At 59.1% G+C, this 25,116-nt stretch carries 25 protein-coding genes; 15 read left to right on the top strand and 10 right to left on the bottom strand.

The genetic code is table 11. The features are described from left to right. From M5G26_RS04830 to dksA, 4 genes are all read right to left on the bottom strand, one after another. On the bottom strand, positions 1 to 2,955 hold the full coding sequence (locus M5G26_RS04830; protein ID WP_162483053.1) for a sensor histidine kinase: 2,955 nt from the start codon (positions 2,953 to 2,955) through the stop codon (positions 1 to 3). After that, positions 2,939 to 3,115 carry a hypothetical protein gene (locus M5G26_RS04825; RefSeq protein ID WP_003176118.1) on the bottom strand — a complete coding sequence of 59 codons (177 nt, stop codon included), beginning with the start codon at positions 3,113 to 3,115 and terminating at the stop codon, positions 2,939 to 2,941. The genes M5G26_RS04830 and M5G26_RS04825 overlap by 17 nt, the downstream gene beginning before the upstream one ends. A 77-nt stretch (positions 3,116 to 3,192) precedes the next feature. After that, complete coding sequence (gene gluQRS / locus M5G26_RS04820; protein WP_134177341.1) at positions 3,193 to 4,089, bottom strand: tRNA glutamyl-Q(34) synthetase GluQRS; 897 nt, start codon at positions 4,087 to 4,089, stop codon at positions 3,193 to 3,195. A gap of 203 nt (positions 4,090 to 4,292) precedes the next feature. Continuing rightward, on the bottom strand, positions 4,293 to 4,736 hold the full coding sequence (gene dksA, locus M5G26_RS04815) for an RNA polymerase-binding protein DksA (protein ID WP_008080850.1): 444 nt from the start codon (positions 4,734 to 4,736) through the stop codon (positions 4,293 to 4,295). A gap of 334 nt (positions 4,737 to 5,070) precedes the next feature. Here dksA and M5G26_RS04810 point away from each other — a divergent pair, with 334 nt between their 5' ends. Continuing rightward, the gene (locus tag M5G26_RS04810) at positions 5,071 to 6,243 is read left to right on the top strand and encodes a pyridoxal phosphate-dependent aminotransferase (RefSeq protein WP_150694623.1); all 1,173 of its coding nucleotides are present in this window, start codon (positions 5,071 to 5,073) and stop codon (positions 6,241 to 6,243) included. Beyond that, positions 6,243 to 6,956, top strand: a complete 714-nt coding sequence (gene sfsA / locus M5G26_RS04805) for a DNA/RNA nuclease SfsA (protein WP_134177345.1) — start codon at positions 6,243 to 6,245, stop codon at positions 6,954 to 6,956. Before M5G26_RS04810 ends, sfsA begins: the two co-directional genes overlap by 1 nt. Here the strand turns inward: sfsA and M5G26_RS04800 are convergent. After that, positions 6,953 to 7,270 carry a Rieske (2Fe-2S) protein gene (locus M5G26_RS04800; RefSeq protein ID WP_273914589.1) on the bottom strand — a complete coding sequence of 106 codons (318 nt, stop codon included), beginning with the start codon at positions 7,268 to 7,270 and terminating at the stop codon, positions 6,953 to 6,955. The two genes, sfsA and M5G26_RS04800, sit on opposite strands and share 4 nt — an antisense overlap. A gap of 165 nt (positions 7,271 to 7,435) precedes the next feature. On the opposite strand from M5G26_RS04800, the gene M5G26_RS04795 reads away from it, so the two are divergent. From M5G26_RS04795 to M5G26_RS04780, 4 genes are read left to right on the top strand one after another with little or no spacing between them, the layout of a single operon-like run. After that, positions 7,436 to 8,308 (top strand): heme/hemin ABC transporter substrate-binding protein, encoded by an 873-nt coding sequence (locus M5G26_RS04795; protein WP_134177349.1) that lies wholly within the window; start codon positions 7,436 to 7,438, stop codon positions 8,306 to 8,308. Then, positions 8,305 to 9,342 carry a FecCD family ABC transporter permease gene (locus tag M5G26_RS04790; RefSeq protein ID WP_273914588.1) on the top strand — a complete coding sequence of 346 codons (1,038 nt, stop codon included), beginning with the start codon at positions 8,305 to 8,307 and terminating at the stop codon, positions 9,340 to 9,342. Before M5G26_RS04795 ends, M5G26_RS04790 begins: the two co-directional genes overlap by 4 nt. A 2-nt stretch (positions 9,343 to 9,344) precedes the next feature. Further along, positions 9,345 to 10,109, top strand: a complete 765-nt coding sequence (locus tag M5G26_RS04785) for a heme ABC transporter ATP-binding protein (RefSeq protein WP_443218373.1) — start codon at positions 9,345 to 9,347, stop codon at positions 10,107 to 10,109. A gap of 21 nt (positions 10,110 to 10,130) precedes the next feature. Continuing rightward, positions 10,131 to 10,982, top strand: coding sequence for a ChaN family lipoprotein (locus M5G26_RS04780; protein WP_273914586.1), 852 nt, complete (start codon positions 10,131 to 10,133; stop codon positions 10,980 to 10,982). Between the two features lie 227 nt (positions 10,983 to 11,209). Here the strand turns inward: M5G26_RS04780 and M5G26_RS04775 are convergent, their stop codons facing one another. The 4 genes from M5G26_RS04775 to M5G26_RS04760 all read right to left on the bottom strand — a co-directional run bounded on the left by M5G26_RS04775 (position 11,210) and on the right by M5G26_RS04760 (position 14,578). Next, positions 11,210 to 12,010 carry a Crp/Fnr family transcriptional regulator gene (locus tag M5G26_RS04775; RefSeq protein ID WP_273914585.1) on the bottom strand — a complete coding sequence of 267 codons (801 nt, stop codon included), beginning with the start codon at positions 12,008 to 12,010 and terminating at the stop codon, positions 11,210 to 11,212. 16 nt (positions 12,011 to 12,026) lie between these two features. Further along, positions 12,027 to 12,299, bottom strand: coding sequence for a TfoX/Sxy family protein (locus M5G26_RS04770; protein ID WP_003228231.1), 273 nt, complete (start codon positions 12,297 to 12,299; stop codon positions 12,027 to 12,029). 287 nt (positions 12,300 to 12,586) lie between these two features. Then, positions 12,587 to 12,931, bottom strand: a complete 345-nt coding sequence (locus M5G26_RS04765; RefSeq protein WP_007909940.1) for a pentapeptide repeat-containing protein — start codon at positions 12,929 to 12,931, stop codon at positions 12,587 to 12,589. A 90-nt stretch (positions 12,932 to 13,021) separates the two neighbouring features. After that, complete coding sequence (locus M5G26_RS04760; protein ID WP_134177358.1) at positions 13,022 to 14,578, bottom strand: bifunctional aminoglycoside phosphotransferase/ATP-binding protein; 1,557 nt, start codon at positions 14,576 to 14,578, stop codon at positions 13,022 to 13,024. Positions 14,579 to 14,696: 118 nt separating this feature from the next. Between M5G26_RS04760 and mrcB the strand changes: the two genes are divergently transcribed. The 3 genes from mrcB to M5G26_RS04745 are packed head-to-tail and all read left to right on the top strand — an operon-like array spanning position 14,697 to position 18,122. Continuing rightward, entirely contained in the window at positions 14,697 to 17,021 is a 2,325-nt protein-coding gene (mrcB, locus tag M5G26_RS04755) for a penicillin-binding protein 1B (RefSeq protein ID WP_150694617.1), read from the top strand. Positions 17,022 to 17,037: 16 nt separating this feature from the next. Beyond that, positions 17,038 to 17,787, top strand: coding sequence for a hypothetical protein (locus tag M5G26_RS04750; RefSeq protein ID WP_273914584.1), 750 nt, complete (start codon positions 17,038 to 17,040; stop codon positions 17,785 to 17,787). Further along, positions 17,787 to 18,122, top strand: a complete 336-nt coding sequence (locus tag M5G26_RS04745) for a YqcC family protein (protein WP_273914583.1) — start codon at positions 17,787 to 17,789, stop codon at positions 18,120 to 18,122. The genes M5G26_RS04750 and M5G26_RS04745 overlap by 1 nt, the downstream gene beginning before the upstream one ends. A gap of 108 nt (positions 18,123 to 18,230) precedes the next feature. Here M5G26_RS04745 and M5G26_RS04740 read toward each other — a convergent pair whose 3' ends face one another. Beyond that, a complete protein-coding gene (locus tag M5G26_RS04740; protein WP_273914582.1) occupies positions 18,231 to 18,647 on the bottom strand; it encodes a DUF4124 domain-containing protein in 417 nt (138 codons plus the stop codon). 398 nt (positions 18,648 to 19,045) lie between these two features. Here M5G26_RS04740 and M5G26_RS04735 point away from each other — a divergent pair, with 398 nt between their 5' ends. The 6 genes from M5G26_RS04735 to msrQ all read left to right on the top strand — a co-directional run bounded on the left by M5G26_RS04735 (position 19,046) and on the right by msrQ (position 25,029). Next, positions 19,046 to 20,770 (top strand): acetolactate synthase 3 large subunit, encoded by a 1,725-nt coding sequence (locus tag M5G26_RS04735; protein ID WP_034153917.1) that lies wholly within the window; start codon positions 19,046 to 19,048, stop codon positions 20,768 to 20,770. Positions 20,771 to 20,772: 2 nt separating this feature from the next. After that, positions 20,773 to 21,264, top strand: coding sequence for an acetolactate synthase small subunit (gene ilvN, locus M5G26_RS04730; RefSeq protein WP_003176102.1), 492 nt, complete (start codon positions 20,773 to 20,775; stop codon positions 21,262 to 21,264). 48 nt (positions 21,265 to 21,312) lie between these two features. After that, positions 21,313 to 22,329 carry a ketol-acid reductoisomerase gene (ilvC, locus tag M5G26_RS04725; protein WP_007909969.1) on the top strand — a complete coding sequence of 339 codons (1,017 nt, stop codon included), beginning with the start codon at positions 21,313 to 21,315 and terminating at the stop codon, positions 22,327 to 22,329. Positions 22,330 to 22,477: 148 nt separating this feature from the next. After that, on the top strand, positions 22,478 to 23,335 hold the full coding sequence (pssA, locus tag M5G26_RS04720; RefSeq protein WP_016983477.1) for a CDP-diacylglycerol--serine O-phosphatidyltransferase: 858 nt from the start codon (positions 22,478 to 22,480) through the stop codon (positions 23,333 to 23,335). A 63-nt stretch (positions 23,336 to 23,398) separates the two neighbouring features. Continuing rightward, the gene (msrP, locus tag M5G26_RS04715; RefSeq protein WP_273914581.1) at positions 23,399 to 24,412 is read left to right on the top strand and encodes a protein-methionine-sulfoxide reductase catalytic subunit MsrP; all 1,014 of its coding nucleotides are present in this window, start codon (positions 23,399 to 23,401) and stop codon (positions 24,410 to 24,412) included. Beyond that, positions 24,412 to 25,029: a protein-methionine-sulfoxide reductase heme-binding subunit MsrQ gene (gene msrQ / locus M5G26_RS04710; RefSeq protein WP_273914580.1), complete on the top strand. Its 618-nt coding sequence runs from the start codon at positions 24,412 to 24,414 to the stop codon at positions 25,027 to 25,029. The genes msrP and msrQ overlap by 1 nt, the downstream gene beginning before the upstream one ends. Positions 25,030 to 25,116 lie beyond the last annotated feature (87 nt).

The following is a 25,116-nucleotide window of genomic DNA, read 5'->3' as shown; positions in this document are numbered from 1 at the left end:
TCAGTTCACAGCGGACGTCGCTTCGACATGACGCGGTAAGGTCACCCGGATACGGGTGCCGCGTTGGCTTTGTACATCAGCCGGGCTGTCGATGGTGATTTGTCCATAATGCTCTTCAACGATGGAATAGACCAGTGCAAGGCCCAGACCGGTGCCTTCGCCAGGATCCTTGGTGGTGAAGAAGGGTTCGAACAATCTATCCATGATGTTCTTCGGAATACCGCTGCCTTCGTCTTCGACGATCAGATCGACCGTGTGTTCGCCGGCTTCGCTCTTGACCCGTACCGCACTGTGCGGCGGCGAGGCGTCGCGGGCGTTGGAGAGCAGATTGATCAGTACCTGGGCGAGTCGCTGCGGATCGCCCTCGACCCAATGATCAGGATCGCAGAGGTTGTAGAACTGCACTTCGAAATTGCGCCGGTTCAGGGCAAGCAGGCCAATGGCATCCTGGGCCACTTCGGCCAGACAAACGGGCTCGTCACTGTGCTGATGGCTGCCGGCGTGGGCGAAGCTCATCAGCGACTGGACGATGCGCGAGACGCGTTTGGTCTGTTCGAGAATCTGCCCGCTGATTTCCGTCAGTTCGCCGTCGTCTTCGCGTTCTTCGCGCAGGTTCTGCGCCAGACAAGCGATGCCGGTGATCGGGTTGCCGATTTCGTGGGCTACACCGGCCGCAAGGCGACCAATGCTCGCCAGGCGTTCGGAGTGCACCAGTTTGTCTTCGAGCATCTGCGTTTCGGTCAGATCTTCGACCAGTAACACCAGTCCGCTGTTACCCGGTGCCAACGGCTCATCGATCGCCGCTTTGTGCAGGTTCAGCCAGCGGGTCTGGCCGTCGAGGGCCAGATGCTGTTTGTGCAAATGCTCGTCGGGCAGGTTGATGAACCCCTGCAGCAATTCTTTCCACGGCTCACCAATGGTGCTCAGACGTGAACCGACCACGCGTTGTGCGGCGATCCCGGTGAGTTCTTCCATGGCCTTGTTCCACATCAGGATCTCTTGATCCTTGGCCAGCGAGCAGACGCCCATCGGCAATTCCTGCAGGGTCTGGCGGTGGTAACGACGCAGGGCATCGAGTTCGGCGGCCAAACCGGTGAGGCGCGAGTGGTAGTCCTCTAGGCGGCTTTCGATGAAGTGGATGTCTTCGGTGACATAGTTTTCGCCGCCGGCCTTATAAGGCAGGAAGGTTTCGACCATGTCCTGCGCCACGCTTGGGCCCATCAGGCCGGACAGGTTGGCTTCGATTCGGTCACGCAAACGGCGCAGGGCATAAGGGCGGCGCTCGTCGAATGGCAGATAGAGATCACGCAACGCTTGTTCGACTTCTTTCTGTGCAGCCTTGGCACCCAACGGTTTCGCCAGTTGTGTGGCAAATTCCTGTGGCGAGGCCGCGTGCAGCTCACGCCGCTGCGGACGACGAACGTTATCCACAGCGCAAGCTTCGGCAGCGCTGGCTTCTTCGGGGCTGGCGTTGGTGAACAGCGAGATCAGGGTGAACATCAAGACGTTGGCGGCGAGCGAGGCGATGGCCGCCATGTGCCAACTGGTGTCGTCGAGCACGTAAATCATGTTCAGTAGCGGGATGTAGAAACCCTGCAGATTGCCGACCAGCGGCAGCAGCATGGTCACTACCCAGACCAGAATCCCCGCCAGCAGACCGGCTATAAAGCCGCGACGGTTGGCAGTCGGCCAGTACAGAACGGACAGCACGCCGGGCAGGAATTGCAGGGTCGCGACAAACGCGACGATACCGAGGTTGGCCAGATCCTGCTCGGCGCCGAGCATCAGATAGAAACCGAAACCGGCCATGATGATCGCGACGATCAGCGCCCGGCGGGTCCATTTCAGCCAGCGGTAAATATTGCCCTCGGCCGGCGGCTGATAAAGCGGCAGCACCAGGTGGTTCAACGCCATGCCTGAGAGTGCCAGCGTAGTGACTATGATCAGGCCGCTGGCTGCCGACAGACCGCCGACATAGGCGAGCAACGCCAGCGGCTTGCTGTTGGCAGCGATACCAATGCCGAGGGTGAAGTATTCCGGATTGGTCGTGGCGCCGAGTTTCAGGCCGGCCCAAAGGATCAGCGGCACCGCCAGGCTCATCAGCAGCAGGAACAGCGGCAAGCCCCAGCTCGCACTGACCAGCGAGCGCGGATTGAGGTTCTCGGTAAAGGTCATGTGATACATGTGCGGCATCACGATTGCCGAGGCAAAGAACACCAGCAACAACGTGCGCCACGGGCCTTCCTGCAATGGCGTGTGCAGGGCGGCGAGGGCGGTCTGGTTTTGCAGCAGCCACAGTTCCAGCTGTTGCGGGCCATCGAACACGCCGTACAGCGCATACAGGCCGACGCCGCCGAGAGCGATCAGTTTGATCACCGACTCAAAGGCGATCGCGAACACCAGTCCTTCGTGCTTCTCGCGCGTAGCGATATGCCGGGAACCGAAGAAAATCGTGAACAGAATGATCAGCGCACAGAACGCCAGCGCCACGCGGCTCTGGATCGGCTCACCGGTGAGGATGCCAATGGAGTCGGCGACTGCCTGAATCTGCAGCGCCAACAGCGGCAGTACGCCGATCAGCATGAAAATCGTGGTCAGCGCACCGGCCCAGGTGCTGCGAAAGCGAAATGCAAACAGATCGGCCAGCGAAGACAGTTGATAAGTGCGGGTGATCTTCAGGATCGGATAGAGCAACACCGGCGCCAGCAGAAACGCGCCGGACACGCCGAGGTAACTGGAGAGAAAGCCGTAGCCGTACTGATAGGCGAGGCCGACCGTGCCGTAAAACGCCCACGCACTGGCGTAAACCCCCAACGACAAGGTGTAGGTCAACGGGTGGCGAATGATCGCGCGCGGGATCATGCCCCGTTCGCTGATCCAGGCAACACCGAACAGCACCGCCAGGTACGCGGCGCTGATCAGGATCATCTGGGTCAGGCTAAAGCTCATCGGCATCTTTTTGGCTCTGCAGGATGAAGGTCACGACTATGAGGATCAGCCAGAGCAGATAGGGGCGATACCAGGCGCCCGTAGCGTCGATCCACCAATCCATGATGGCGGGGGAAAACAGGTAGATCCCCACGACTAAAAGCAGGACCAAGCGATAGATGTACATCCCGGCCTCTCTTTTTTATGCGCGTGCCCGAAAACGTGCGGCGATGGTAACGGATGGGCGCGCGACTGCAAGTGTCGTCATAGCAGTTGCGCTTCGGGCAGGGTCAGTGTGCGCGGGATCTGTGTGGCATCCCAGTGCGCGCTGCCCCACGCCAGCAACTCTTGCGGCGAGGCGTGAGCCAGTTCGGCGCCGGGGTTTTGCCCCAGTGCGCGCAGGGCTCGCAGCAACAATGGCGTGGCTTGATCGGCTTGCAGCGGCGGCGAGCGGTAGGACTTGCCTAGCTTGTTGCCGTCCGGCTGGATGATCAGCGGCAGGTGCAGGTAGCGTGGTTGACGCAGGCCGAGCAGTTCTTGCAGATAGAGTTGGCGCGGGGTCGAGTCGAGCAGGTCGGCGCCACGCACGATGTCGGTGATGCCTTGCCAGGCATCGTCGAGCACCACGGCCAGTTGATAAGCGTAGAGCCCGTCGCGGCGGCGGATCACGAAATCGCCGACGTCACGGCCCAGATGCTGGCGGTATTCCCCTTGCACACGATCGATGAAGTGGTATTCCAGTTCCGGCACGCGCAGGCGGATGGCGGCGTCTTGTTGGTCATGACCGGCATTGCGGCACAGGCCCGGATAAATGCCGTTGTACGCTTCAAGCTGTTTGCGCGAGCAGGTGCAGGCGTAAGCGAGGCCGTGATTGAACAGGCTGTTGAGCACTTCGGCGTACGCATCGTGGCGATCGCTCTGGCGCACCATGTCGCCGTCCCATTCAAAGCCGTAACTCTCCAGTGCCTTGAGGATCGCCACCTGCGCACCGGGTTCTTCGCGGGGCGGATCGAGATCTTCCATGCGCACCAGCCAGCGACCGCCGACCGAACGGGCGTCGAGGTAGGAGGCGAGGGCGGCAACGAGCGAACCGAAGTGCAAGTGGCCACTGGGGGTTGGGGCGAAGCGGCCGATGTAGGCGGGGGATGTCTTGGCGGTCATGGAGACGAAGCTACTTTTCAGGCTATACGCAGGTCAACCTGTGGGAGCGAGCCTGCTCGCGAAAGCGTAATGTCAGACGATCAAATGCTGAATGACACACCGCTTTCGCGAGCAGGCTCGCTCCCACAAGAGCAAAAGGCAAAGGCAAAAGGCAGAAACAAAAACGGAGCGTTCGCACGCTCCGTTTTTCGTTCAGGTCGAGATTACTTGCCGACCTGCTTTTCCTTGATTTCCGCCAGGGTCTTGCAGTCGACGCACATGTCGGCAGTAGGACGTGCTTCCAGGCGTTTTACACCAATCTCGACGCCGCACGAATCACACCAGCCGTACTCTTCGTCTTCGATCAGTTGCAGTGTCTTGTCGATTTTCTTGATCAGCTTGCGTTCGCGGTCGCGGGCGCGAAGTTCGAGGGCGAACTCTTCTTCCTGGCTGGCACGGTCGGCCGGATCCGGGAAATTGGCAGCTTCGTCCTTCATGTGGTCAACGGTGCGGTCGACTTCCTGCATCAACTCCTGTTTCCACTTGTTCAGGACCTTGGTGAAGTGCGCGCGCATCGGGGCGCCCATGTACTCCTCACCTTTCGCCGGAACATAAGGTTCGAAACCGCTGATCGTCTGATTCTGCTGTTGCTTTGCTTGGGTGGGCATGAAATGGACCGCCTCTACTCTTGTAATCCATTGCGCAGGATTGCTCCATCACCGACACCTGCCGGCCCTGCGGCTGCAAGCGGGCGAACTTACCAGATCAAATCGGCCTGCGCTACTCCCGGATGTCGAGGCCCCGGCGGGTGGCGCTTGCAAATGTTTGGCAAGCCGTGTCTGTTGGTGTTGAAGACCTGTTCAATCACTGATTTTAGTCAATCCTGGAGCGTACGTGCGTATCGTTACAGTCCAGCGTTCTTGAGGCTGTGACCGCTGCGGGTTCTCGCTCGTTCCGGCAGATGGGTAGAATCGTCTCTTTTTCCCTGCCGAAGGAAAACCAATGGCTCAGCCCTACAGTGCGCGCAGTCGTGCGATCGAACCGTTCCATGTCATGGCGTTGCTGGCGCGGGCAAATGAATTGCAGGCTGAAGGCCACGATGTCATCCATCTGGAGATCGGCGAGCCGGACTTCACCACGGCCGAACCGATCATCCGCGCGGGGCAGGCAGCGCTGACGGCGGGCAAGACCCGTTACACCGCCGCACGCGGCATTCCGGAACTGCGCGAGGCAATCTCCGGGTTTTATCAATCGCGTTATGGCTTGAACATTGATCCACGGCGGATCCTGATCACGCCGGGCGGTTCCGGTGCCCTGTTGCTGGCCAGCGCTTTGCTGGTCGATCCGGGTAAACACTGGTTGTTGGCGGATCCCGGTTATCCGTGCAACCGGCACTTCCTGCGCTTGGTGGAAGGCGCGGCGCAGTTAGTGCCGGTGGGTCCGGACGTGCGTTATCAACTGACTCCGGATCTGGTTGAGCGCCACTGGGATCACGACAGCGTTGGCGCTTTGGTCGCTTCGCCAGCCAACCCGACCGGGACGATCCTGACCCGCGACGAACTGGCCGGGTTATCCACAGCCATCAAGGCCAGACACGGGCATCTGGTGGTGGACGAGATCTACCACGGTCTGACTTACGGCACCGATGCGGCGAGCGTGCTGGAAGTCGATGACAGCGCTTTTGTCCTGAACAGTTTCTCCAAGTACTTCGGCATGACTGGCTGGCGTCTGGGCTGGCTCGTCGCGCCGGAGGCGGCGGTCAGTGATCTGGAAAAGCTCGCGCAGAACCTCTACATCAGCGCGCCAAGCATGGCGCAACATGCGGCATTGGCTTGTTTCGAGCCAGACACCATTGCGATTCTGGAAGAGCGCCGCGCCGAGTTCGGCCGACGTCGCGATTTCCTGCTGCCGGCGTTGCGGGAACTGGGTTTCAACATCGCCGTCGAGCCCGAAGGTGCTTTCTATCTTTACGCCGATATCAGCCAGTTCGGCGGCGATGCCTTCGCGTTCTGCCGACATTTCCTTGAAACCGAGCACGTAGCCTTCACGCCGGGGCTGGATTTTGGTCGCTATCAGGCCAGCCATCATGTGCGTTTTGCCTACACGCAAAACCTCCCTCGCTTACAGGAAGCAGTGGAGCGAATCGCCCGTGGCTTGAAGAGTTGGCAAGGCTGATGCGTTTTTATCCACCACTTGAAGAGGCGCGTCTGATCCGGCGTTACAAGCGTTTTCTCGCCGATATCGAAACCGTTGGCGGCGAGTTCCTGACCATTCACTGCCCGAACACCGGTTCGATGCTCAATTGTCAGGTCGAGGGCGGGCAAGTCTGGTTCAGCCGTTCCAATGATCCGAAACGCAAATTGCCTGGCACCTGGGAGATCGGCGAGACGCCGCAGGGCCGCTTGTTCTGCGTGAATACCGCACGGGCCAACGGTTTGGTTGAAGAGGCGTTACAGGCTGGCGTGATCACCGAGTTGAACGGCTTTACCGCGTTGAAGCGTGAAGTCGCTTACGGGCAGGAAAAGAGCCGTATCGATTTCCGCCTCGAATACCCCAGTGGCCCGGCTTACGTGGAAGTGAAAAGCGTCACCCTGGGCTTCGACGGTACAGCGGTGGCGGCGTTTCCCGATGCCGTGACCCAGCGTGGCGCCAAACATCTGAGGGAGTTGGCACATCTGGCGCGGGACGGGATCCGGGCGGTGCAGTTGTATTGCGTCAATCTCACCGGGATTGAAGCGGTGCGGCCGGCGAAGGAAATCGATTCGGCCTACGCCGATGCGCTTCTCGAAGCGGTCGCTTGTGGCGTTGAGGTTCTGGCGTATGGCGTGCGTCTGGACCATGAAGAGATGGTCATCGACCGGCGTCTCGACGTGCTGCTCAATGGTTAAACATCGATCCACAGACCTTGGGCATCTTCACGGCAAGGGATGGCAGTGAGTGATTGTCCCGCGCAGGGGCCGGCCACGCATTCACCGTCCTCGATCAGAAACAGTGCGCCGTGGGTGGCGCACTGGATCAGGCTGTTGCTCGGGTCGAGAAACTGGTCGGGTTGCCATTCCAGCCCGACGCCCCGGTGCGGGCAGCGATTGAGATAGACGAATGCCTGCCCGTTGCGGCGCACGGCGAACAGCTTTTTCCCGTCGACTTCGAAACCACGGCTACTGGCCTCGGCGAGTTCAGCGCCCGCGCAAAGAATCTTCATGGCTATCCTCTAATGTCCGCTCGTGTCTGGATATGTCCGAGCTTGACGTTTAAATGCAAACAATTATCAAATGGCGGCCTTCGCCCGCAGGGCGGCTGGCAGGGGCGAGGATACTTGGCCTGTCATCCGGATGCCCGGGGAAAACCTTATTCAAGGAAGCTGTGTATGCGCCTGAGTACCCGCGTTGCTGTGCTGTGTGTCGGACTTTTGGTCAGCCACCAGGCTGCAGCGGCTGATTTGCCGCAACGTTGGGTCAGCGCTGGCGGTGCGCTGTCGGAGTGGGTCAGTGCCTTGGGCGGCGAGTCGAAACTGGTTGGCGTGGATACCACCAGTCAACATCCAGAGTCGTTGAAATCGCTGCCGAGTATTGGTTATCAGCGCAGTCTTTCGGCAGAGGGCATTCTCAGTCTGCGTCCGGACATTCTCATCGGCACTGAAGAAATGGGGCCGCCGCCGGTTCTGTCGCAAGTCAAAGCGGCCAAGGTTCAGGTGGTGTTGTTCTCGGCTCAACCGGATCTGCCGACGCTGGAGAAAAACGTCACCCACCTGGGCCAGTTGCTGGGCACCGAGCCACAGGCTGCGCAGTTGCTGCAAACTTATCAACAGCAACTCGATGCGCAGAAGGCGCGGGTTGTTCAGGTGCAAACCAGACAAAAAGCGCCAGGCGTTCTGCTCTTGCTTGGGCATGCCGGTGGCAAACCGTTGATCGCCGGCAAAGACACCGCCGCTGATTGGCTGCTGCAACAGGCCGGTGGGCATAACCTGGCGACCCATACCGGTTACAAACCGTTCTCCGTGGAATCCCTCGCCAGCCTCGATCCTGAAGTGCTGGTGTTCGCCGACCGTGCGTTGACCGGTGATGCGGCGAAAGCGGCGCTGTTCAAGGAAAATCCTATTCTCGATTCAAGCCGCGCGGCCAAGGCGGGGCGCGTGCTGGAGCTGGATCCGACCCTGCTGGTCGGTGGGCTCGGGCCGCGTTTGCCGGCAGCGCTGAAAACCCTGACTGACGGTTTCTACCCGGCCAAGAGCGGCCAATGACCACACTGGTAAAACCCCGTGGCTTGTTCATCGGTCTGACGCTCCTGTGTTTATTGGCGATCTGGCTGTCGCTGGCGTTGGGGCCGGTCAGCTTGCCGCTGTTCGACACATTGCGCGCGGCATTGCGCATGCTCGGCGTGCCGCTGGCACCGGACGGACTGGAGCAGGCTGAACTGATCCTCGGACAGATTCGCCTGCCGCGAACGCTGCTCGGGCTGGCGGTCGGCGGTGTATTGGCGTTGTCCGGCGTGGCGATGCAAGGCTTGTTTCGCAATCCACTGGCGGATCCGGGGTTGGTCGGTGTTTCCAGCGGCGCGGCATTGGGCGCAGCGATCGCGATTGTCGGCGGTTCTTTTTTTGGCGGTATGCCGGAGTGGTTCGGGCCGTATCTGTTGTCGGTCTGTGCGTTTCTCGGTGGGCTCGGCGTGACGGCGCTGGTCTATCGACTCGGCCGCCGTAATGGCCAGACCAATGTCGCGACCATGCTGCTCGCTGGTATTGCGCTGACGGCGCTGGCCAGCTCGGCGGTCGGGCTATTCACTTATCTGGCGGATGACGCAACGTTGCGCACGCTGACCTTCTGGAACCTCGGCAGCCTCAATGGCGCCAGTTATGCGCGGCTCTGGCCATTGCTGATCATCAGCGCCGGTGTCGCATTGTGGTTGCCGCGTCGAGCCAAAGCGCTGAATGCCTTGCTGCTCGGGGAATCCGAGGCCGGGCATTTGGGCATTGATGTCGAGCGGCTCAAGCGTGAATTGGTGTTTTGCACGGCGCTGGGGGTTGGCGCAGCAGTGGCGGCCGCCGGGATGATCGGTTTTGTCGGGCTGGTGGTGCCACATCTGATGCGTTTGCTGGCGGGGCCGGATCACAAAATACTGCTGCCAGCATCAGTGCTGGCGGGGGCGAGCCTGTTGCTGTTGGCTGATCTGGTCGCGCGGCTGGCGCTGGCGCCGGCAGAGTTGCCGATCGGTATTGTCACTGCGTTTATCGGTGCACCGTTCTTCCTTTATCTGCTGCTGCGAGGGCGTGCCTGATGTTGCGTGCGCAGAACCTGCACATCCAGCGTGGCCGCAAGGCAGTGCTCAGCGATGTCACGCTGCAACTCGAACCGGGTGAGGTGCTTGGTGTGCTCGGGCCGAACGGTGCCGGTAAAAGCACATTGCTCGGTGCCTTGTGCTGTGAGTTGGCGGCGAGCGCGGGCGGGGTTTCGCTCGACGGGCAAGCGTTGAGTCACTGGACCGGCCCGCAACGCGCGCAGCGATTGGCGGTATTGCCCCAGGTGTCGACCCTGGATTTTGCTTTTCGCGTCGAAGAAGTCGTGGGCATGGGCCGCTTGCCTTGGCAAAGCGGTCGGGTGCGCGATGACGAAGTCATCGCGGCGGCGTTGACGGCAGCGGATGCCGGGCACTTGAGCGGTCGCAGTTATCTGGCGCTGTCCGGCGGCGAGCGTCAGCGTGTGCATCTGGCGCGGGTGCTGGCGCAGCTTTGGCCGGGGCAGGCCGGGCAGACGCTGCTGTTGGATGAGCCAACGTCGATGCTCGATCCGCTGCATCAACACACAACGCTGCAGGCCGTGCGCGAGTTTGCCGATCGTGGCGCCGCGGTATTGGTGATCCTGCATGATCTGAATCTGGCGGCGCGTTATTGTGATCGCATTCTGCTGCTGGAAGGCGGGCGTCCGGTGGCGCTGGATACACCGCAGCAGGTTTTGCGACCGGACACGCTCCAAGCCGTATTCGGTCTCGAAGTGTTGGTGCAGCCGCACCCGGAGCGTGGGCATCCGCTAATCATCGCCCGCTGACTGGATCATCGAGGTGATTGCATGCGTGGAATGTGGCTGTTGGCGGTGGTGTTGCTTGCGGGGTGTCAGCATGCTGTGGCGCCACCGCCGGTCAGTGGCGAGATTCGCGATCTACGCAACGGCGAAGTGCTGACGGCGCAGCAGCTGCTGAAGCGCTTGGCTGAGCCTGAGCGGTTGATCATCGGCGAGCAGCATGACAATGCCGATCATCATGCCGCGCAGTTGTGGCTGTTGCGCTCGCTCGGTGAGCGGCGGCCGCAAGGCAGTCTGCTGCTGGAAATGCTCACGCCGGATCAGCAGCCTCGCGTTGATCAAGTGCGCCAGTCGACAACGCCCCCAGCTGATCTGCCTGGCGCATTGGCCTGGGAGGATGGTTGGGACTGGAGTCTCTACGGGCCGATTGTCCGCTTCGCTTTGACTCAGCCGTATCCGCTGCTGGCGGCGAATCTGAATAACGGCGAAATCCGCGGTTTCTATCGCAGTCCGCCAGTGTTGAAGGGGGAGCGCAGCAATGCTGGATCGGTGAAAACGCTGTTGTTGGAACAGATCAGCGATTCCCACTGTGGCCTGTTGCCCGAATCACAGATGCCGGCAATGCTGGCCGTTCAGCAACAACGTGATCGGCGTATGGCCGAGCGTCTGCTGGCGGCTCCCACACCCTCAATCTTGCTGGCCGGCGCGTGGCATGCGCGCAAGGATGTTGGCGTGCCGTTGCACCTGCTGGACTTGGGCGCTGCTCAGGCCCCCATAGTGTTGATGCTGGCAGAGCAGGGCGCCGAAGTGACCGCAACGATGGCCGATTACGTTTGGTTCACACCCGCCACGCCGAAGCAGGATTACTGCGAGCAGATGCGCAAACAGTTCGGCAAATGACTTTTCCACAGGCAAAAAAAGACCCGGTAAAAACCGGGTCAAATAACCGTGATTAGCCTGATGAGGAGATAATCTGAGAGTCCGAACCAAGGGCTTTTCAGAATATCGACTGATCTCGCGACCAGTTGTGATAATCATAGCGATTCTCATTACCGAGTCAACAACTGTTTTCCCGTTTCAGTGGATTTGTCTGGGAAATGGCCTTTATGCCCCGTAAACAAAGGGCGTCAGCGCTGGCCTGGTGGTGACGTCATTCGCGTGATCTGCCGATTCAGCTGGCCGATCCGTCGCGCCATACTCTCAATCAGGCTGTGGGCGATCTTTGGGTTGGTGCGGGTCATGCTCAAGAATTGATCACCGGGAATCAACATCACCGTGCTCGGCGCTCGCGCAATCACCGTGGCATTGCGCGGCTCGCCGGTGAACACGGCCATGGCGCCGAAAATCTCGTCCTTGGCCACATCGCCAACCTTTTGTCCGTCGACAAATGCTTCGGCATGCCCTTCGATAATCACGAATACGTGGTCAGCCGCGTCACCCTGCCTGATCAGCGTTTCACCCGCCTCGACCCGCTTGAAGCCATTGGTGCTGCGAAACTCGCGCGGTTTCAGCTCCGCGACGGCATGGGCGAGGATTGCCATTTGCCCCAGCAGATACTCCAGAAACTGCTCTGCCCGATGAGAATCCGCAAACAAGTGCTGGAAAACCTCGCGGCGTTGATAAGGCGTCAGGCGCAACATCCCCTCACTGCGCAAGCGGCAATCAGCCCAGTCGTTACCCTGCTGAAGGCCGATCAAATCACCCTCCTGCCAATAAAACAGTGGTCTGGCACCAATGCAGCCGTTGATCACGCCTTCGTCGAGCAGAAACAATTGATCAGCGGGTAACCGCGCGAGTAAGTCTTCCGTCGCTTCCAGTTCCAGAGGTGGCCCGCAAGGCGTCAGGTCGCGTAGCCACAGCGCGGGCAAACTCTGCAAACGGTTGATCAAGGCATCGGCGCAGGCCGATTGTTCCCCCAGTAAATACATGACGGTCAATGCCCGTTCAGTTCTTGTGGCGCGAGGAAATGGCTTCGAGCTGTTTGTTCAGGGCGTCTTTGCGTTCGGCGGGGATGTCATTCCAGTGCACATCCATCAGTGCGCCCTCGATCGCATACAACAACACCTTCGATGCGCGAAACCCGCGGGTACGCACGGCCCGGTAGGCGTCCACCGCGCCCAGGCGACGCAAGTCCGAGGCGCTGTGGATGCCCACGGCATGCAGCCATTGCGCCGACGTCTTGCCAAGATTCTTCAGGTGTTGCAGTTCATCATTCATCAAGCCTCCTTGCGACGGCCGAATGGTGCGTGGGCGAGCTTCTCAGGAGTGTAGCCATCAGTAGGAAAAGCGTGGTTGTTTGGTCGGATTCAACGCAAACGCTTCTAAGAAAGGGAGCTTGTAAGGCTTGCGAGCGCAGAAAGGCAGGAGGAAACACATTCCAAATGTGGGAGCGAGCCTGCTCGCGAAAGCGGTATGACTTTCACGATCAGGGTGACTGACACTCCCTCTTCGCGAGCAGGCTCGCTCCCACCAGGTGGGTGTTGTATCAGTGAGGGGTATGCGTATCAGCGGGTGCGATAACGCAGGCGCGTACCGAAATTCATCGACATCAGAATCTCGTCAGCGCTCAGTTCAGGCGGGAAATACGCCCCGGAAATCTGCGCGTGCGCCAGGCTTGCACCTTCCAGCGATGCGTTACGGAAATCGATGCCACGTAAATCGGCGGAACGGAAATACGCGTCCCGGAAATCCACGCCATCGGCATTCAGTTCACGCAAATCGAGACCACGGAAATCGCCGCCGACCATATCGATCGGGCCATCCTGTGGGCGCTCTTTGTTGAAACCTGTGATGTCGTCTTTGTGCAGCAAGGCATACAGCGGGGTGTCGAGAAGTTTCGGCTGGCTCATGTCATATCACCGTTGGTTTTATGACGCCAGTATAGTGCCACTATTTGACGGCCGTGAAGCAAGCGAGGGCTTCACGGCCGAAATAGTTTCTTACAGGCCTGGCAGGCGCTGACGGATCTGCGCGACCACGGTGTCCAGCGTGCCGGATTCATTGGTCTGCACGCGTTTGCTGCGCAGGATTTCTTCCGGCGTCAGCGGTTCACGGTTGGCCTGCTGCGCTTCGATTACGGCCAGGGTGGCGTCGGACGGATCCTTCTGGTCGGCCTGACGAATCGCCAACCAGCTCTCGATCACCGCTTGTGGCGCGTTGCAGTCGAGGATCAGGAATGGCGTGCCGGTGGCTTCGGCAATTTTTGCCGCGTTGTCGCGTTGTTCGCGTTTGAGGTAAGTCGCGTCGATGACCACCGGGAAACCGGCGTGCAGGATCACTTCCGCAATTTCGTGCAGACGCGCGTAGGTCGCGGTGCTGGCGTCAGCACTATAGATACCGGCTTGCACGTCGTTGGCAACGGTTTGCTCGCCGAACAGGCGCTTGCGCTCAACGTCAGAGCGCAGGCGGATTGCGCCCAGCGCTTCGACCAGACGCATGGCCACGTGGCTTTTGCCAACCGCGGAAACACCGTGGGTGATCGCCATGAAACGCGAGGGAATGGTGCTGTAGCTCTCCGCCAGGTTGGCGTAGTTGCGGTACTGGCGCAGGGTGGTGGCGCGCTGCACTGGCGTTGCGTCTGCCGGCATGCTGAACAGCGCAACCTTGGCGCGAACCAGTGCACGGTAGGCTTTATAGAAGTTCAGTACTTCCAGGCCTTGATAATCGCCGGTCAGTTCCAGGTACTGGCTGATGAAGCGGCGCGCCAGGGATTTCAGGCCACGGTCTTCCAGGTCCATCGCGAGGAAACCGGTGTCAGCCCAGACGTCAGTGAAGCGGAAGGGTTCGTTGAACTCGATGCAGTCGAAGATCACCACTTTGCCGTCAATGACCGTGGCGTTGCCCAGGTGAATATCGCCGTGGCATTCACGGGTGAAACCTTCGGTCTTGCGCTGAGCGAACAGGGGCTTGAGACGCTCGAAGCTGCTTTCGGCCCAGGCCTTCAGTGCGTCGAGTTGCAGCAGATCGTTTTTGTCGCTGAGGAACGGCAGGATCTGCTCGAAGTTTTGCGAGACCGGCGCCATCACGCTGTCCGGGGTACCAGCATCGTGTTCGGCCGGGACTTTTGGCGCGGTGAGGTGGAAGCGCGCAATCTGCTCGGCCATCTCGTCGATGTGCTGGGTGGTCAGCTCGCCATTGGCTTGCAGGGTGCTGAGCAATCCGCTCTGCGGGAACTGGCGCATTTTCAGCACATATTCGATCGCTGCGCCGTCGCCGCCCAGTTGCGGTGCTTCAACGCTGCCAGTCACCGGCAACACTTCCAGATACAAGTCATCAGTCAGACGCTGGTTCAGACGCAGCTCTTCAGCGCAGAAATGTGCGCGTGATTCGAGGCCGGTGAAGTCGAGGAAGCCGAAGTTAACCGGTTTTTTCACTTTATAAGCGAAGGGACCGGTGAGGATCACCCACGAGATATGCGTTTCGATGACCTGAAACCCTTCGACAGGGTGCGGGTAGAGGGCCGGGTTTTGCAGGGCAGCGATCAGTGATTGGCTCACGGGCGATCCTTCAGAGACTGGGGGAAATTCGAGGCGGCCATTATGGCCGCTCGCCAGCCTGACGCAAACCTCGGAGCGCTCCTGTTGAGGATGAATAAAGTGCGTATAATCCGCCGCCATGACTCGAACTCGATCTCCCCGTACCAAGAAAAAACCACCCTCCAAGGGCCTCAGCCCATGGTTGAGCTGGGCCATTAAACTCAGTCTGGTCGGCCTTGTCGTGCTGGCCGGCTTCGCCGTTTACCTCGATGCCGTGGTGCAGGAGAAGTTCTCCGGCAAGCGCTGGACCATCCCGGCCAAGGTCTACGCGCGCCCGCTCGAGCTGTTCGTCGGACAAAAGCTCAGCAAGGACGATTTCCTTACCGAACTCGATGCCCTCGGCTATCGCCGCGAAGCCGTGAGCAACGGCCCGGGCGCCGCCGCCGTCAGTGGCAATACGGTCGATCTGAATACCCGTGGCTTCCAGTTCTATGAAGGCCTGGAAAAACCGCAGCCGGTGCGCGTGCGTTTCTCCGGCGACTATGTGGCTGAACTGTCGGCGACCAACGGTTCGAAATTGTCCGTGGTGCGTCTTGAGCCGCTGATGATCGGTGGCATTTATCCGAAAAATCTTGAAGACCGCATTCTGATCAAGCTCGATCAGGTGCCGCCGTATCTGCTCGAAACCCTGGTCGCTGTCGAAGATCGCGACTTCTATAGCCACTGGGGTGTGTCGCCGAAGTCGATTGCCCGTGCTGTCTGGGTCAACACCTCGGGCGGCAAGATGACGCAGGGTGGCAGTACGCTGACTCAGCAGTTGGTGAAAAACTTCTACCTGACCAACGAACGCAGCCTGACCCGCAAGCTCACCGAAGCGATGATGGCGATGCTGCTGGAACTGCATTACGACAAAAAGGAAATCCTTGAGGCCTACCTCAATGAAGTCTTTGTCGGCCAGGACGGTCAACGTGCGGTGCACGGTTTCGGTCTGGCCAGCCAGTTCTTCTTCGGTCAGCCATTGTCCGAGCTGAAACTGCATCAGGTGGCGATGCTGGTCGGCATGGTCAAAGGCCCGTCCTACTACAACCCGCGTCGCAACCCGGAGCGTGCGCTGGAGCGGCGTAACCTGGTGCTCGACGTGCTTGAGCAGCAAGGCGTGGCGACGGCCGAACAGGTCGAAGCGGCGAAGAAAATGCCACTGGGTGTGACCACGCGCGGCAAGCTCGCCGACAGTTCGTTCCCGGGCTTTATCGATCTGGTTAAACGTCAGTTGCGTGAAGACTACCGCGACGAAGACTTGACCGAAGAAGGCCTGCGCATCTTCACCAGTTTCGACCCGATCCTGCAGATGAAAGCAGAAGCCTCGGTCAACGACACCTTTAAACGTCTGTCCGGGCGCAAAGGCTCTGATGACGTGGAAGCGGCGATGGTCGTGACCAATCCGGAAACCGGCGAAGTCCAGGCGATGATCGGCAGCCGTCAGGCCAGTTATGCCGGTTTCAACCGCGCACTGGACGCGGTGCGGCCGATCGGTTCGTTGATCAAACCGGCGGTTTATCTGACCGCGCTGGAAAAACCGAGCCAGTACACACTGACCAGTTGGCTGTCTGACGATCCGTTGTCGGTCAAAGGCGCGAACGGTCAAGTGTGGAAACCGCAGAATTATGATCGCCGCTCCCACGGTACCGTGTTCCTCTATCAAGGCCTGGCGCATTCCTACAACCTGTCGACCTCGCGTCTGGGTCTGGAAGTCGGCGTGCCTAACGTGCTCAAGACCTTGGGTCGTCTGGGTGTGACGCGTGAGTTCCCGGCATTCCCGTCGATGTTGCTGGGCGCCGGTGGCATGACCCCGATCGAAGTCGCGACCATGTACCAGACGTTGGCCAACGGTGGTTTCAATACGCCGATGCGCGGGATTCGCAGCGTGCTGACCGCTGAGGGCGAACCGCTCAAGCGTTATCCTTTCCAGATCGAACAGCGTTTCGATCCGGCGTCCATCTATCTGATCCAGAACGCCATGCAGCGCGTGATGCGTGAAGGTACCGGCAGCTCGGTTTATAACGTGCTGCCCAAGACTCTGACATTGGCCGGCAAAACCGGTACCAGTAACGATTCCCGTGACAGCTGGTTCGCCGGTTTCAGTCAGGACTTGCTGGCGGTGGTGTGGCTGGGGCGCGACGATAACGGCAAGACGCCGTTCACCGGTGCCACCGGTGCGCTGCAGGTCTGGACCAGTTTCATGCGCAAGGCCGATCCATTGCCGCTGGACATGCCGCAACCGGACAACGTCGTGCAGGCATGGGTTGATTCGCGTACCGGGCAGGGCTCCGATGCCAACTGCCCGGGGGCGGTACAGATGCCGTATATTCGCGGCAGCGAACCGCCACCCGGCGCCGCCTGTGCAAGCGAAACGCCTGCTTCCGGCGAGTCGGTGATGGATTGGGTCAAGGGCTGGATGAATTAAGCAAAGAGGGTTTCAAGTGAACAAGTGGTTGATTCCAGCGGTGACCGCCGTGGCTTTGCTCAGCGGCTGCTCTACCGTACAGCGTGGTTCGATTCCGGTGGTTGATTCCGGTACAGCGGTGTCCAACAGCGAGCGCATTTCGGCCAATGGCGGTTTCCGCCAAACAACAGTCAAGCGCCCTGCGCAGGGCCAGACTCAGGCAATCCCGCAAGGTGATACTGGCGTGGTGGTGATGGTACCGGGTGGCGGTGCGACGGCTTCTGCGCCGATCAGCTCCTCGCCAATCGTGCCGGGTCCGGCGTCCGGTGGTATCACGCCGGGGCCGTATAACCCTTCGGCAGTTGAGTCGGCACCGATCAATTCCGGCAGCTACAGCATGCCATCGACGCCGAGCGGCATTCCTTCGGCCAGCAGTGGCGGCGGTCTGTCGGCCGACGAGCAGTTGGACGGTCCGGTGCTTGCCTTGCTGACGACGGCTCAACAGCAGCAGGCCGGTGGCGACCTTAACGGTGCATCGTCCAGTCTGGAGCGCGCCCAACGTGTGGCGCCGCGTGAGCCGCAAGTGCTTTATCGTCTGGCGCAGGTGCGCATGGCCCAGGGTGATGCGCCGCAAGCCGAGCAGTTCGCCCGTCGTGCGCTGACCATGGCTAATGGTCGCCCGGACCTGCAAGCCAGTCTGTGGGAAATCATTGCCCAGTCCCGTGAGAAACAAGGCGATTCCGCCGGCGCCGCTCAGGCCCGTCAGAAGGCCAAGGTTTCGCTGTGATGGATGCTCGTTTCCCGAAGATCGCCGATCAGCTGTTGCTGATCGAGCGTGAACTGCGCACTCAGGGTTGGTGGGACGACGTTCAGCCGTCGGTTGAGGCACTGAGCAGTGTCGAGCCGTTTTCGGTCGATACGCTGGACTTCGAGCAGTGGCTGCAATGGATCTTCCTGCCGCGCATGAAGATGATCCTCGAACAGGATCTGCCATTGCCGAATGCCTCGGGGATTCAGGAAATGGCTGAAATGGTCTTTGCCCAGCGCAACGTGGGCGGCAAGGATCGTCAGCTTCAGGTGCTGCTCAAAGAGTTTGATCTGCTGATCACTGCCTCGCGCTAACCCAGACTGACACCGGATATGTAGGAGCTGCCGCAGGCTGCGATCTTTTGATCTTGTTTTTGAAAGCAAAATCAAGAGATCGCAGCCTGCGGCAGCTCCTACAGGTGTCTATTCACAATTCTGCGCGATTTGTTTCTGTGCCTCGACGATGCGCTCCTGCCGCTGCGCATCATCCAGCCGTCGCATCTGTCCCTCGACCTCTTCCCGCAGGCGCGGATTGTTCTGCAATTGCGCCAGGTTCGTCCGTGCCTGCTCACAAAACTGTTTGAGCTGCGTCTGTTGCTCCGCAACCTGCTTCTTCACCTTGTCGTCGATAGCCTTCTGATCACCGAGCGCGCCACTGCCCGGCATTGCCGCAGGTTTCGGCGGGGACGAGGAGGGCGTCTGCAAGGTCGTCGACGGCTGGCCCGGTGGCGGCTGCGCATCAAAGTGCGTGACACCTTGAGCATCGACCCATTTGTAGATTTGAGCGGCCATGCACCATGGGCTGAGGCCGATCAGCAGAGTGAAGAGGAGCGTTCGCATGCTGATTCCTTGGCAAAATTGCGCAATTGACACTAACAGAGTAGCGGTTTTCAGGTTTTTTCTTGCGTTCTCATGTGCTTACCCACAATTAACCACACAGACGACTTGACTTGGAGAGGGCGAAACAGAAGAATCCAAAGTCCGCTGTAGAGGGACTGCCAGAAGCAGACCCACTCGGTAGATCATGAGGCGCACATCCGCGCCGACCTGTTACACCCGCAACGCGTTACCTCGCGCTGGGTGGGAAAGGCCCGCAACACTGGGACGATCCCAATACTTGCTCAGTCAGTGCTGACGTAGTCGGCGACCACCGTCGCTCATGCTCTGCCGAGAAGTAAACCTATTAAGACCCGCCCCTTTTTTGTGGACGGTATTCTGGCGTTTTAGAGGTGAACAACGTGGAGCTTTTATCTGGCGGTGAGATGCTCGTCCGCTTTTTGCGTGACGAAGGCGTCAAATATATCTACGGGTACCCGGGTGGTGCTCTCCTGCATGTTTACGATGCCCTGTTCAAAGAACCGGAAGTGACTCACATCCTGGTTCGTCACGAGCAAGCGGCAACCCATATGGCTGACGGTTATGCCCGTGCCACCGGTAAAGCCGGCGTGGTATTGGTGACGTCCGGTCCTGGCGCCACAAACGCCATCACCGGTATCGCGACCGCCTATATGGACTCGATTCCAATGGTGATCATTTCCGGTCAGGTGCCAAGCACCATGGTCGGCACCGATGCGTTCCAGGAAACCGACATGATCGGTATCTCCCGGCCGATCGTGAAGCACAGCTTCATGATCAAGCACGCTTCGGAAATCCCGGAAGTCATGAAGAAGGCCTTCTACCTGGCGCAATCCGGTCGTCCGGGCCCGGTCGTGGTCGATATCCCGAAAGACATGACCAACCCGGCCGAGAAGTTCGAATACATCTTCCCGAAGAAAGCCAAGCTGCGTTCCTACAGCCCGGCCGTTCGCGGTCACTCCGGACAAATCCGCAAGGCAGCAGAAATGCTTCTGGCGGCCAAGCGTCCGGTCATGTACTCCGGTGGCGGCGTGATCCTCGGCAACGGTTCCGCACCGCTGACCGAACTGGCGAAAATGCTCAACCTGCCGGTGACCAACACGTTGATGGGCCTGGGCGGTTTCCCTGGCACTGATCGTCAGTTCATCGGCATGCTCGGCATGCACGGCAGCTACACCGCCAACCTGGCGATGCACCATGCTGACGTGATCCTCGCGGTCGGCGCGCGTTTCGACGATCGCGTGATCAACGGCGCGGCGAAGTTCTGCCCGAACGCCAAGATCATCCACATCGACATCGACCCGGCCTCGATTTCCAAGACCATCAAGGCTGACGTGCCAATCGTTGGTCCGGTGGAGAGCGTCCTGACCGAAATGGTCGCGATCCTCAAGGAAATCGGCGAGACCCCGAACAAGGAGTCCGTGGCCAGTTGGTGGAAGCAGGTTGATGAGTGGCGCGGTGATCGCGGCCTGTTCCCTTACGAAAAGGGCGACGGCAGCATGATCAAGCCGCAGACCGTGATCGAAACCCTTTGCGAAGTGACCAAGGGCGATGCCTTCATCACTTCCGACGTGGGCCAGCATCAGATGTTCGCTGCGCAGTACTACACGTTCAACAAGCCGAATCGCTGGATCAACTCCGGCGGTCTGGGCACCATGGGCTTCGGTTTCCCGGCGGCCATGGGCATCAAGCTGAGCTTCCCGGACGATGACGTTGCCTGCGTGACCGGCGAAGGCAGCATCCAGATGAACATCCAGGAACTGTCGACCTGCCTGCAATATGGTTTGCCAGTGAAAATCGTCATCCTGAACAACGGTGTTCTGGGGATGGTTCGCCAGTGGCAGGACATGAGCTACGGCAGCCGTCACTCGCACTCCTACATGGAATCGTTGCCTGACTTCGTCAAGCTGGCTGAAGCCTACGGCCACGTCGGCGTACGCATCACCGAATCGAAAGATTTGAAGTCGAAGATGGCAGAAGCGTTCGCCATGAAGGATCGCCTGGTCGTGATCGATATTTCGGTCGACACCAGCGAGCACGTCTATCCGATGCAGATCAAAGACGGCTCGATGCGCGATATGTGGCTGAGCAAGACGGAGCGTACTTAATCATGCGGCACATTATTTCCTTGCTTCTGGAAAACGAACCCGGCGCTTTGTCTCGCGTAGTCGGCCTGTTCTCGCAGCGCAACTACAACATCGAAAGCCTGACCGTGGCCCCGACCGAAGACCCGACCCTGTCGCGTCTGACGCTGACCACCGTTGGCCACGATGAAGTCATCGAGCAGATCACCAAAAACCTGAACAAGCTGATCGAAGTGGTCAAGCTGGTGGACCTGTCGGAAAGTGCTCACATCGAGCGCGAACTGATGCTGGTCAAGGTCAAGGCCACTGGCGCCCAGCGCGCCGAGATCAAACGCACCACCGATATTTACCGTGGACAGATCGTCGACGTCAGCGCCAGCGTGTATACCGTTCAACTGACCGGTACCAGCGACAAGCTCGACAGCTTCATTCAGTCCATCGGCACCGCATCGATTCTGGAAACCGTCCGTAGCGGCGTGACCGGCATTGCCCGCGGCGACAAAGTACTCAGCATCTAAACCAAATTAGCGAATGGCCTGAACGGCCTGGATATAAAGGGGAAATTCATGAAAGTTTTCTACGATAAAGACTGCGACCTGTCGATCATCCAGGGCAAGAAAGTTGCCATCATCGGTTACGGTTCCCAGGGCCACGCCCAAGCGTGCAACCTGAAAGATTCCGGTGTCGACGTTACCGTTGGTCTGCGTAAAGGTTCGGCCACCGTTGCCAAAGCTGAAGCTCACGGCCTGAAAGTGACCGACGTTGCTTCCGCTGTTGCTGCTGCCGACCTGGTCATGATCCTGACCCCGGACGAGTTCCAGTCTTCCCTGTACAAGAACGAAATCGAGCCGAACATCAAGAAGGGCGCCACCCTGGCCTTCTCCCACGGCTTCGCGATCCACTACAACCAGGTAGTTCCGCGTGCCGACCTCGACGTGATCATGATCGCGCCGAAAGCTCCGGGTCACACCGTACGTTCCGAGTTCGTGAAAGGCGGCGGTATTCCTGACCTGATCGCGATCTACCAGGACGCCTCGGGCAACGCCAAAAACGTTGCACTGTCCTACGCTGCTGGCGTTGGTGGCGGTCGTACCGGCATCATCGAAACCACTTTCAAGGACGAGACCGAAACCGACCTGTTCGGCGAACAAGCCGTTCTGTGCGGCGGTACCGTTGAGCTGGTCAAAGCCGGTTTCGAAACTCTGGTTGAAGCTGGCTACGCGCCGGAAATGGCCTACTTCGAGTGCCTGCACGAACTGAAACTGATCGTTGACCTCATGTACGAAGGCGGTATCGCCAACATGAACTACTCGATCTCCAACAACGCTGAGTACGGCGAGTACGTGACTGGTCCGGAAGTGATCAACGCCGAATCCCGTCAGGCCATGCGCAACGCCCTGAAACGTATTCAGGACGGCGAATACGCCAAAATGTTCATCAGCGAAGGCGCAACCGGCTACCCTTCGATGACCGCCAAGCGTCGCAACAACGCCGCTCACGGCATCGAAGTCATCGGCGAGCAACTGCGCTCCATGATGCCGTGGATCGGTGCCAACAAGATCGTCGACAAAGCCAAAAACTAAGTCGTCGTTCCTTGTGCGAAAAACGCGGCCTCGGCCGCGTTTTTTCGTTTGGGGCGGTGGTTCTGGTATAAAGCTGCAGCGTTTGTGGCCGAACTGTCGTCCTCAAGCATCTGTCGAATTTTCTTCAAACCGTTGCAAGGTAATGTCCATGAGCGAACGTCCCGAAGAGCCGAACAAGGCTTCTGACGCCGAAAGCCTGCTGCCCATCGATGAACACATCGAGGAAGGGCACGACGCAGAAGGTCGTAAAGTCCGGCATCGTGGTATCTATCTGCTGCCGAATCTGTTCACCACTGCGAACCTGTTCGCAGGGTTTTACTCCATCATCAACTCGATGAGCGCCCAGGCTGCGTTGAGCGCCGGTGATTCGGCGAACGCGAGCAAGTATTTCGCTTTCGCCGCGATCGCGATTTTTGTCGCCATGGTGCTCGACGGCCTCGACGGTCGTGTAGCGCGCATGACCAATACGCAAAGTGCCTTCGGTGCCGAGTACGACTCGCTGTCGGACATGGTTGCTTTCGGTGTCGCGCCGGCGTTACTGGCCTTTGGTTGGGCGTTGGGCGACATGGGCAAGGTTGGCTGGATGGTCGCCTTTATCTATGTGGCAGGCGCGGCGTTGCGTCTGGCGCGTTTCAACACTCAGGTGGGTACGGCTGACAAGCGCTATTTCATCGGTCTGGCCAGTCCGGCAGCTGCTGGTGTGGTGGCAGGGATTGTCTGGGCATTCAGCGATTACGGGATTCAGGGTTCGAAGATGTCGTTCCTGGTCGCACTGATGGTTGCGGCGGCCGGCATGCTGATGGTCAGCAACATCAAGTACAACAGCTTTAAGGAGCTGGACCTGAAGGGGCGCGTACCGTTCGTGGCGATCCTTGCGGTGGTGCTGGTGTTCGCCGTGGTCTTCAGCGATCCGCCGCGCATTCTGCTGCTGGTGTTCCTCGCCTACGCCGCTTCTGGCCCTGTGCAGTACCTGTTGCATCTTCGTCGGCACAAAAAAGCCGAGTGATGTAATTTCCCGCATACTCCGCAGTCTATGGGTGCATCTGTCCTCCAAAGCTGCGGAGTTGCCATGTTGATCAAAGTCCCCAAAGCGTCCGACTGCCATGAGTCGGATGTCACGCCTGAATCCATTTATCTCTCTCGCCGCCAATTGTTGGGGGCCACTGCTGCCGGTATCGCCGTCAGCAGCCTGCCGCGCTGGGCCAATGCCGACGATGCGGCGCGGTATGCCGATGTCGAGCCGGGCAAGGCACCTGCATGGTTCAGCGAAAAGCTGCCTTCTACTAAATGGGGAGCGGTTAACGTCAAGGATGAGGCGATCACGCCTTATAAAGACGCAACTCACTACAACAACTTTTATGAGTTCGGTACCGACAAAGGCGATCCGGCGGCGAATGCCAGCTCGCTGAAAACCGAACCGTGGAGCGTAGTGATCGACGGGGAGGTGGGTAAACCAGGGCGCTATGCGCTGGAAGACTTCATGAAGCCTTACCAGTTGGAGGAGCGTATCTATCGTTTGCGCTGTGTCGAGGCGTGGTCGATGGTCATTCCGTGGATCGGCTTTCCAATCTCGGCGCTGCTCAAGCAGGTCGAGCCAACGTCCAATGCCAAATACATCCGGTTTGAAACCTTGCAGGATCCCAAAAGCATGCCTGGCCAGCGTTCTGGTTTTGCCTTGATCGATTGGCCTTATGTAGAAGGTTTGCGTCTGGATGAGGCAATGAATCCTTTGGCGATTCTGGCGGTAGGCATGTATGGCCGTGAGTTGCCGAACCAGAATGGCGCGCCGCTGCGTCTGGTGGTGCCGTGGAAGTATGGCTTCAAGAGTGTCAAATCCATCGTGCGTATCAGTCTGGTCAGCGAGCAGCCGAAGACGACCTGGCAGAGCATTGCGGCAGATGAGTACGGCTTCTATGCAAATGTGAACCCGACAGTTGATCACCCGCGCTGGACGCAGGCGCGCGAGCGGCGTCTGCCGAACAGTCTGTTCAAGCCAAATGTGCGGGATACGCAAATGTTCAATGGCTACTCGGATGAAGTCGCTTCTTTATATACAGGGCTCGATCTGCGGAAGAACTACTGATGCGGTTTCCACTCTGGCGTATAGGCGTTTTCATTGCGGCGGCAGTCTGGCCGATGCTGTGGTTGTATCAAGCGCTCGAGGATTTACTCGGGCCAGATCCCGGTAAAGTGTTGGTAGATCGGTTGGGCCTCGGGACGTTGGTGTTGTTACTGGTCACCCTGAGCATGACGCCTATGCAGAAGCTCACCGGCTGGACAGGGTGGATTGCAGTGCGCCGTCAGTTGGGGCTCTGGTGTTTTGCCTATGTGGTTTTGCATCTGTGTAGCTATATGGCGTTTATTCTGGGTTTCGATTGGTCGCAGTTGACGGTCGAGTTGCGCAAGCGGCCCTACATAATAGTAGGGGCTTTGGGTTTTCTCGGATTGTTGGCGTTGGCGGTGACGTCCAATCGCTACAGTCAGCGTCGTTTGGGTTCGCGCTGGAAGAAGTTGCATCGTCTGGTCTACGTGATTCTGGGTCTGGGTTTGCTGCATATGCTGTGGATCGTGCGTGCTGATCTCGAGGAGTGGGCGATCTATGCCTTTATAGGTGTAGTGCTTCTGGTGCTGCGCATTCCGCCAGTGATGCGTCGGATCCCGCGTTTGCTGGCTAAAAAGCAGGTTTTGCAAGAAAAGTGAAATTAACGGTTGACGGCGAATTTCAGATGCCTATAATTCGCCCCACTTCCGGCGCAGTCGAAACGGAAAACTCCTTGAGATTCAATG

It is taken from the genome of Pseudomonas sp. TNT2022 ID642 (assembly GCF_028656995.1).
Taxonomy (GTDB): domain Bacteria; phylum Pseudomonadota; class Gammaproteobacteria; order Pseudomonadales; family Pseudomonadaceae; genus Aquipseudomonas.
The sequence above is the reverse complement of the archived record's forward strand: the minus strand, read 5'-3'. Positions and strand labels throughout refer to the sequence as shown.